This window comes from Sphaerospermopsis reniformis (genome assembly GCF_005402885.1).
Taxonomy (GTDB): domain Bacteria; phylum Cyanobacteriota; class Cyanobacteriia; order Cyanobacteriales; family Nostocaceae; genus Sphaerospermopsis; species Sphaerospermopsis kisseleviana.
Genome location: NZ_BJCE01000239.1, coordinates 1 through 8,188, shown reverse-complemented (window position 1 = coordinate 8,188; position 8,188 = coordinate 1). Strand labels below are relative to the sequence as shown.

At 39.2% G+C, this 8,188-nt stretch carries 9 protein-coding genes; 3 read left to right on the top strand and 6 right to left on the bottom strand.

Features of this window, described 5'->3' with window-relative positions; translation table 11 throughout:
* Nucleotides 1–189: 189 nt before the first annotated feature.
* The 4 genes from FFR48_RS22770 to FFR48_RS22755 form a co-directional block, all read right to left on the bottom strand.
* Entirely contained in the window at nt 190–633 is a 444-nt protein-coding gene (locus tag FFR48_RS22770; protein ID WP_137668939.1) for a type II toxin-antitoxin system VapC family toxin, read from the bottom strand.
* A 9-nt stretch (nt 634–642) separates the two neighbouring features.
* Nucleotides 643–1,098, bottom strand: coding sequence for a ribbon-helix-helix domain-containing protein (locus FFR48_RS22765; protein ID WP_443096397.1), 456 nt, complete (start codon nt 1,096–1,098; stop codon nt 643–645).
* A 497-nt stretch (nt 1,099–1,595) separates the two neighbouring features.
* Nucleotides 1,596–2,135, bottom strand: coding sequence for a hypothetical protein (locus FFR48_RS22760; protein ID WP_137668938.1), 540 nt, complete (start codon nt 2,133–2,135; stop codon nt 1,596–1,598).
* A complete protein-coding gene (locus tag FFR48_RS22755; protein ID WP_137668937.1) occupies nt 2,132–2,635 on the bottom strand; it encodes a DUF4365 domain-containing protein in 504 nt (167 codons plus the stop codon). The genes FFR48_RS22760 and FFR48_RS22755 overlap by 4 nt, the downstream gene beginning before the upstream one ends.
* 1,016 nt (nt 2,636–3,651) lie before the next feature.
* Here FFR48_RS22755 and FFR48_RS22750 point away from each other — a divergent pair.
* Nucleotides 3,652–4,398, top strand: a complete 747-nt coding sequence (locus tag FFR48_RS22750) for a cyclase family protein (RefSeq protein ID WP_307722536.1) — start codon at nt 3,652–3,654, stop codon at nt 4,396–4,398.
* A 99-nt stretch (nt 4,399–4,497) separates the two neighbouring features.
* On the opposite strand, the gene FFR48_RS22745 is transcribed toward FFR48_RS22750, so the two are convergent.
* On the bottom strand, nt 4,498–4,929 hold the full coding sequence (locus FFR48_RS22745) for a hypothetical protein (protein ID WP_137668935.1): 432 nt from the start codon (nt 4,927–4,929) through the stop codon (nt 4,498–4,500).
* Between the two features lie 524 nt (nt 4,930–5,453).
* Here FFR48_RS22745 and FFR48_RS22740 point away from each other — a divergent pair.
* Both FFR48_RS22740 and FFR48_RS22735 read left to right on the top strand, forming a co-directional pair.
* A complete protein-coding gene (locus tag FFR48_RS22740; RefSeq protein WP_096566182.1) occupies nt 5,454–5,807 on the top strand; it encodes a hypothetical protein in 354 nt (117 codons plus the stop codon).
* 70 nt (nt 5,808–5,877) lie between these two features.
* The gene (locus tag FFR48_RS22735; RefSeq protein ID WP_137668934.1) at nt 5,878–7,998 is read left to right on the top strand and encodes a pentapeptide repeat-containing protein; all 2,121 of its coding nucleotides are present in this window, start codon (nt 5,878–5,880) and stop codon (nt 7,996–7,998) included.
* Here FFR48_RS22735 and FFR48_RS22730 read toward each other — a convergent pair.
* Nucleotides 7,958–8,125, bottom strand: a complete 168-nt coding sequence (locus FFR48_RS22730) for a hypothetical protein (protein WP_162501944.1) — start codon at nt 8,123–8,125, stop codon at nt 7,958–7,960. The genes FFR48_RS22735 and FFR48_RS22730 overlap by 41 nt on opposite strands.
* Nucleotides 8,126–8,188 lie beyond the last annotated feature (63 nt).

Below are 8,188 nucleotides of genomic sequence, written 5' to 3'. Positions count from 1 at the left end.
TCTGTTCTTAGATAAAAATAAACTTACACATTTGGGATGCTCCCTACCTTTTTGACGTTTGATATAAATAGGACTTACGCAGGACTTACGCAAGATGTGACTGAAAACCTTATTCTTGCGTAGGGGTAATTCATGAATTACCCCTACTTTGGTTCTGTTTTGCGTAAGTCCTGTTATTATAGGGAACTTTTACATTGAATTTGGATTAATAGCTATAATTCCCTCAGAGTAATAACGGATAAAATCACCCGTATTAACTGTTAAAATATACGTAATATTATTAGCCTTCATTGTGGCTGCAAGACGCGCATCATGTACTTGAACACCTGATACACCAAATTTCACAACTAATCTGCGCCACTCTGGGTAAACTGTAGGTATATCAGATAATAAGGGAAAAATCCGTTCAATTAATCTTAACTGTCTATCGGCATCTTTGGGTGTTAAACCAAATCCATTTTTTGTAGCTGGTCTTGTAGTAACATTCAAAAACTCAGCACAATTTTGAGGAGTAATTAACAATATATTCCCATTATTTCTTAGTTTTCTGACTGCATTTCTAATCACGGGATTTAATGGATCATTTCGTTGCACAAGACGTAATAAAATATTGGTATCTACTAAATATTCCATTTTCTATTTTTAATAATGGTCTTCATAAATACTTTCACGACTAACAGCATAATCAGATAAAATAGGTACGTTTGCACCAACACACGCTGCAAAATCATCAGCTAATTCATCTAAAGCAATTTCCAATTCTTGATACTTTATTACAGAATCTTCTAAATTTCCTTTACTTTTCCGTCTTGCTTCTTGAATAATTAATTGTTGTAAATATTCACTCGCTGAATTATAATTACCTGCGGCAATTTCTTGATCAATAAAACTTTTTAGGGCTTCAGGTACAGTGATATTAATATTAGTCATAGTGTTGAAGTTAGGTTGAACTAGGCTACTCTTAATCTTAGCATTTTTCGATTGTAATACTAGGTAGTTTAGCACTTTTTCCATCCCCTTGCGGGGAAGTTGATTTGGAAAGCATTCTTGGCGTTGAGAAAGCGCCAGAGATGGATAAGAAAATAAATGAGTTTCCATCCCCTTGCGGGGAAGTTGATTTGGAAAGCTTGAATACCCAGATCCCCTCTGGTTACAAATTAAAGTTTCCATCCCCTTGCGGGGAAGTTGATTTGGAAAGATGATGATTAGTTTCAGGGTCAAGAGTGTGGAAGCTGGTTTCCATCCCCTTGCGGGGAAGTTGATTTGGAAAGAGTTCACTTTTGGAAGCCTTACAGAGCAAGGGTTTCAGATCCCCATTTCGACACCACTTTTTTGATTCTCAATAAGTGCCAAAAAATTCTCAATAAGTAAGGCATTGTAAAACCGGAAACGCTGATCCTGTAAACGATCCACACCAGTCAACGAAGTTATGCGGTTTTCAAGGTTCGGGCTTGTGGTGTCGAAATATTTTTACCACTTCCATTAATGTAACCCATCTCACCTGAAATTGACAATATTACTTATCATTTCTTAAAACTTTACTTCCTCAGCACCAAAAACCCATCAATATCTCTACCTAAACCCTACCTAAGCATTCAAATATTATCAATTTGAAAATTGTGGGGATTTTGTAAAATAAACTGGTCATTTTCCTTGAACAAATCACCTGTACAACGAATTGGTAAACGTTCTTGATAGGCTTTAATAGCTAAAATATAATCATGATTTTCCAGTATAGTTTTGATTTGCCGCAGTTTATCAAATACCACGCCAAATAATTGAATTTCTCCTTTTAATTCTGTGGTGCTTGGTGTTTGAATTTGACTGACCACAGCTTGAATAGTTAAATTAGGTGCATCAGTAATAATTTCACCTAAAATATCGAATTGTGAGCGTTTTTCGGCTTTAGATAAGGTTTCAATTACATCATATATACGCTGGGAATAATCATCAAAGTTTTGGTCTACAGGTAATTGAATTTTGAGTTTATTCTCTGAATAGTTATCCTGTATCCAAATAGAAACTTTGTTAGGAATTACACTTTGTTCATGCCAACCTTTAGATTTTAAATATTTATCTATTTGTTGAGGTTGTAAATGATTGAGAATTTCTACATCATTAATAATTGCTTTCATAAAGTCCCTCCTGTTTGGATTGTTTGCATTAAATTTTTTAAAGCATCAACTGTAAATACATTTTTGCGGGGTATATAAACAGTAACGGTTTCGGTGTTTTGTGTTTGGGGTTGTCCACGTAATGAAACCCAGTAAGCACAGCGACGTAAACACAGTTCTGTTTCTGACTGTTTAATCCATTCTTGCAGATTTTCAGGGATGAGAACAACTACTAATATTCGAGGTGCAACGGTTCTTTCTTTTCTGAGTTCGTTGTAGTTTTTGATTTTTAAAGGATAGCGAATAGTTTCTCCACTGAGGATATCTAGTGAGGTAGATTTTACCTGTAAATCTAGTTGTGGTTCATACAGGGTATCATCTGTTACTGTACCTGTAATTGTGGCATCAATTCCGCCTACATCTAAAATTCTTGATGATTTTTGAAAGGAATATCCTGCTGCTGTGGTAATAGCATAAATGTAAGCATAGCTAAATTCTTCTTTTTGTAAATTAATATCCATTATTATTTAGATTTTTTCTTTCCATCCCCTTGCGAGGAAGTTGATTTGGAAAGGTAATATCTTTGAGGTTCTTCAAGGAATATATAAGGTTTCCATCCCCTTGCGGGGAAATTGATTTGGAAAGAAACTCCTGCCGGATCGCAGGCTACGGAGTTGACATAAGTTTCCATCCCCTTGCGGGGAAATTGATTTGGAAAGTGTCGCCTATTTGGTGACAACAATCGAAGCCTATGGCTGGTTTCCATCCCCTTGCGGGGAAGTTGGTTTGGAAAGCATCCACGCGCTTGACAATCACGGCACAGGCGAGGTTTCCATCCCCTTGCGGGGAAGTTGATTTGGAAAGGTGTTTTCTCCCCCCTTGGGGACTTTACACTCTGAAGTTTCCATTCCCTTGCGGGGAAGTTGATTTGGAAACGCTGATCCTGTAAACGATCCACACCAGTCAACGAAGTTATGCGGTTTTCAAGGTTCGGGCTTGTGGTGTCGAAAAACTTTTACCATTTTTGTTAAAGTAACCCATCTCACCTGAAATTGACAATATTACTTATCATTTCTTAAACATTAGCTACTTCAACACCCATTCAACACCCAAAAAATCCCACTTTCCATCCTGAGATAGCATTTCCTCATCTCAAGAAGTACAAAATTATCTGCGTTTATCTGCGTCCATCTGCGTTTAATTTATCAATTAGACTTCTCCAGAAAAGAAATTATGGCTTATTTATGGGGGCAGGTCGAAGCATTTGGGATATCTAGATGTCTGATTTTTCCGTCAAATTATCGCCCAAATGCTTCGCCCCTACAATATATTAAAAATCAATACATTCTATTTTGGAGAGGTCTATTGTCAATTATCAACTCTGACAATTTACCTAAACTTAATCTTATGTTTGCACAACATTAACCTTTTAGGTGTTCACTAAGGTTAAATTCACTTTTTGCTGCAACATTTTAAACTTGTAATTAACCCCCAACCGACCTGGTATTTACAGGAATTGGGGGATTATTTATGATAAATAATAGCCGAATCACAGAGGAATATTACTATACAACCCCAACAGCCAAACAATATCACCTATTCCCGTGTTATCCACCTGAGTCATATAATTGACACAGGTATACCACAATGGCCTGGTGATCCTCCCGTCAAATTTACCACTGTAGCCGAACTACAAGACGATGGCTATTATCTACGACGGTTTTCTATGGGTGAACATAGTGCTACTCATATCAATGCCCCTAATAGTTTTCACGGTGACGGTATCAGCATTGATGAATATTCCGCCCAGTCTCTTGTAGTACCTGCGGTAGTTATAGATATCTGTAAACAAGCTACAGAAAACCCTGATTATCTTTTAACTGTAGCTGACATTTTGACATGGGAAGCAGAATTTGGCACGATTAAACCTGATTGTATAGTGTTACTTTATACGTATTGGCAACATAAATGGCTAGATAAAAACGCCTTCTTAAACCAGGATGCAGATGGAAATATACACTTTCCAGGGTTTAGCGGTAAAGCTACCGAGTTTTTAATTACTGAAAGAAAAATTGCCGGGGTGGGAATTGATACCCACGGCGTAGACTCTGGACAAGATAATAATTTTACCACTAATAGTTTGATACTAGCAAAACCACGTATTGTCCTAGAAAACCTCACCAACTTAGATCAACTGCCACCCCAAGGCGCTACCCTAGTAATTGGTATTCTCAGGTTACGTGGTGGTTCAGGTTCACCTGCTGCGGTAATGGCATTTTTTTAACAGTTCCCAGTCCCCAGTCATCAGTCCCCAGTCACCAGTCCCCAGTCCCCAGTCACCAGTCCCCAGTCACCAGTCACCAGTCCCCAGTCCCCAGTCCCCTCACTTCTTTTGTTGAGAAATAGAGAGAGTATAATTATGTTTACCTGGGGATAAATTACCTACATACAGCAAATAATTGCCAGCTTGCCAAAAACCAGACAGTTCTGGTTTATTTGCAGAGTAATTATCTGCCAACACACAAAAGCGCCCCCCTGGTCCATCAATCAACATTGTAGGCTGTCCCTGTCCCTCAACAGTTAAGCGTAAATAAGGTAAAGATTCTTGTACCTGAAGAACTTGACTAGGTTGAGTGGTAATATTCCCGCAATTACTCTGAACTGTTCCCCCAGATATGCCATTGACAACCAAAGGATCTGTCGGGAGTTGCTTGTTAATTTGGATAAATGGAGTTTGTGCTAAAACAGCTTGGTTCAATACCAAACTCATAACCAAAGTTGTGGGAACAAAAGTCAGTAGTTTTAATGTCTTCATTTTTATTCATGCTCCCGACTCTTGATAGATTAATATAGTGATATATATTAGACTTCTCCAGAAAAGAAATTATGGAACCTATTTATGGGGGCAGGGCGAAGCTTATGGGATATCTAGATGTCTTTCTGTCAAATTACTAAATTCTATTTTGGAGAGTCTATTCTGGTTTATTAGACTCAAGACAATGGTATATTGTTCCCAATGTTCAAGTATAAATTTTTATTGAGTTGTTATTGAAATAATCGGGTCTAAAACCGGATTTCGTCTCGCTACGCTAACGCCTCCTGCCTCCTGCCTTCGTTAATTAATTTTGATTTGGAAATTGGGTGAATTGGTAACTCAGCATAAAAATATCCTGAATTGACACAGGAGAGGTAGAAAATTCTGGCTATAGACAAGATACATTCATTTCCGTACCTACAGAGGTTTTGTACATTATAGATATTAGCTAAAATCACTAACACAACCCCCAAATATGGATATACTTGGTCGGTTGTAGAATCTATAGCTGGGGTAAAAAAATTATGAATCCTCAACCAGAAGAAGAATTGCAGCGTCGTTTGGAACAACTAGAGGCGGAAATAAGTTCATTTTCCACCCAACCCAACTCACAAGAGACGCAAAAACAGACGTATTACCCAAATCAAACTATGTTTGCTAAATTAAACCGAAATTTTCAGCGTTTTCAAATTTGGTTTCAAGGTTTATCAGGGATAAAAAAGCTTGCCGTTACTGGTGTAGGAATACTCTTGGGCTTCATGGTACTGCAAACAGTATTTAGATTGGTAGCATCTGTGATCAGTCTGGCACTATTGGCGGGGTTAGTGTATCTTGGATACAAATTTTTGGTGTCTAATAGCTTGCAACGTAAGCAATAGCTTATTTTAACCGCGCCGCCAAAAACTTGTATAGATTGGCGTAAACATAGAATCAAAGGGAAATTATGCAATGACTACCCCAACTGTGAGGAGAAATATTGATCAATCTAACAAGTCCCAAAAACCGGAAAAAGTTAAATCCCTGCCCTTAGCAACAAGGCGTTTAGGAGCTTGGGCAGCAGAAATTACATTAGTGGTAGCCAGCGGGTTAATTCCCTTTGGCATTGGTGTTTATGCCAATTCTCGTAGCGATCTGCAAAGAGTACCTTTAAATCCGGTGTTGGTACTCACAGAAAGAGCGATCGCCCGGCCTCTAGCCCTACCAATTAGTTATGGTATTCGTAATGTTACCAGTCCCACTAATTTTTTATGGACTATCGCCCTCTTAACACCTCTGGTCCTCTCAGGATGGCAGTTGTATTTACTGGGTAAAACCGGCAGCACCATTCCCAAACGTTGGTTTGGGGTGCGGGTTGTTAATGATGAGGGTAAAGCTCCTGGTTTAAGGTCTGTTGTAGTTCGTGAAGGGCTAGGGCGCTGGACTAGTCCAGTTGCCATTGCTTATATCCTCTGGCGCTACAGCTTTGCTTTTCCAGATTTAGGCTTATTCACATTTTTAGCTATTGTTTTGGTGCTAGGTGAAGGCATGGGTTGGACTTCCCAAAAACGTCGTCGCGCCTTCCATGATCAGTTGGCAGGTACATATACCATAGATGTTAAAGACATCAACAAACCAATCAAAACACCTGTAGAAAATACCAGCGAGCCGCCACAGCCAGAAAATGAAGAACCAACAGATACATCTATTAAGGAGTCCATCCCTAAGCTAAAAATAGCCCGCAGTCCTAATTTTATCTTGTTTGTGGTTGGTGTAACCAGCATGATTGCTGTGTTGTCAACTTTAGTAGGCACACAAATTTACATCCAAACCCAAGAAAACCTGCGGAAAACCCAGTTGGTTAACACTCAAAAATTTCTCGAACTCGTAAAACCAATTAATCCTGATTCTGGTGTCAGCGACGAAGAACGCCAAAGGGCTATTCTCGCCTTGGGTGGTATTAATGATACACAATCTATCAAATTTCTAGTGGATCTACTGGTGAAGGAAACTGACCCTAACATCCTAGATACTATTCAACAAGCACTGGCAAATATTGGAATTCAAGCTTTACCAGAATTAAAACGCATGAATCTGTTTCTCGCTGGGGAACTCGAATCAGGCGGCAATTTCGGAAATATCAGAGAACAACAATTAAATCTTAACCAACAGGCAATCAACAAGATTTTGTCTGTTTATAGTGGCAAAATTAATGACATTGATTTAAGTAGTATCCAACTGGGTGCAAAAAGCTTTGAAGAAAGTTCTGTATTTAACTTGGTACTAGAAAATGCTGATTTATCGGGAGTTGTGTTTAAATCTGCCAATCTTAACCAAGCTCAATTAAAAGGTAGTCGCTTCCGTAGTGCAGGTGAAGATGGGCGCTGGGATACTTATGATGATGTCATTGCTGATTTGACTAAAACTCAACTCAAACAAGCCAACCTCAACGAAGCCAACCTTAGTCGTGTGTTAATGAAACGCAGTGATTTAAGCCGCGCTACCCTGAATAAAGCTAACTTATCTCATGCCCGGTTAGTGGGTGCTAACCTCAGCAGTACCCAACTTATCAGTAGTGATTTGCAAAAGGCAATTTTGGAAGATGCGATTTTCACAGGAGCAGATATCAGCGACGCAAAATTAATGGAAGCAGATATGTATGCTGCTCAGTTAGGTCGTGTTTCTGCCATAGGTACACAATTATCTTATGCCAATTTAACTAACACCAATTGGCAAGGTGCAGATTTATCTGAAGCATATTTAGATCATGCTAATCTCACCAATGCTAATTTCAGTGCGGCTCGTCTTGCTGGTGCTGTTTTACGTTCTGCCAATATGAAAAATGCCAACCTACGAAATGCTGATATCAGTCGTGCAGATTTACGAGGGGCAAATTTGGACGGTGCAGATTTTCAAGGAACTATACTTTTTCCTGGTAAACAAGATCCCGGAGATAGGTTTGTAGAAACTTCTGATCTCGGTTCACAAGCTGCCGTAGTCCAAGGTGTCGATTTTAGCAATGCTAAAAATTTAGATGCCCAGCAACTAGCTTTCATTTGTACCAAGGGCGGTATTCATTCCCATTGTCCATAGTATTGGTGACTGGGGACTGGGGACTGGTGACTGGGGACTGGGGACTGGGGACTGGGGACTGGTGACTGGTGACTGGTGACTGGTGACGGGAGCAACGCGATTTTGTGAGATCGGGTGCGATTCTCAATTACACCACTAAATTCTCAACAAAATTAGGTGTTTTCGTTGCGATCGCATCCCGAAATAGGCT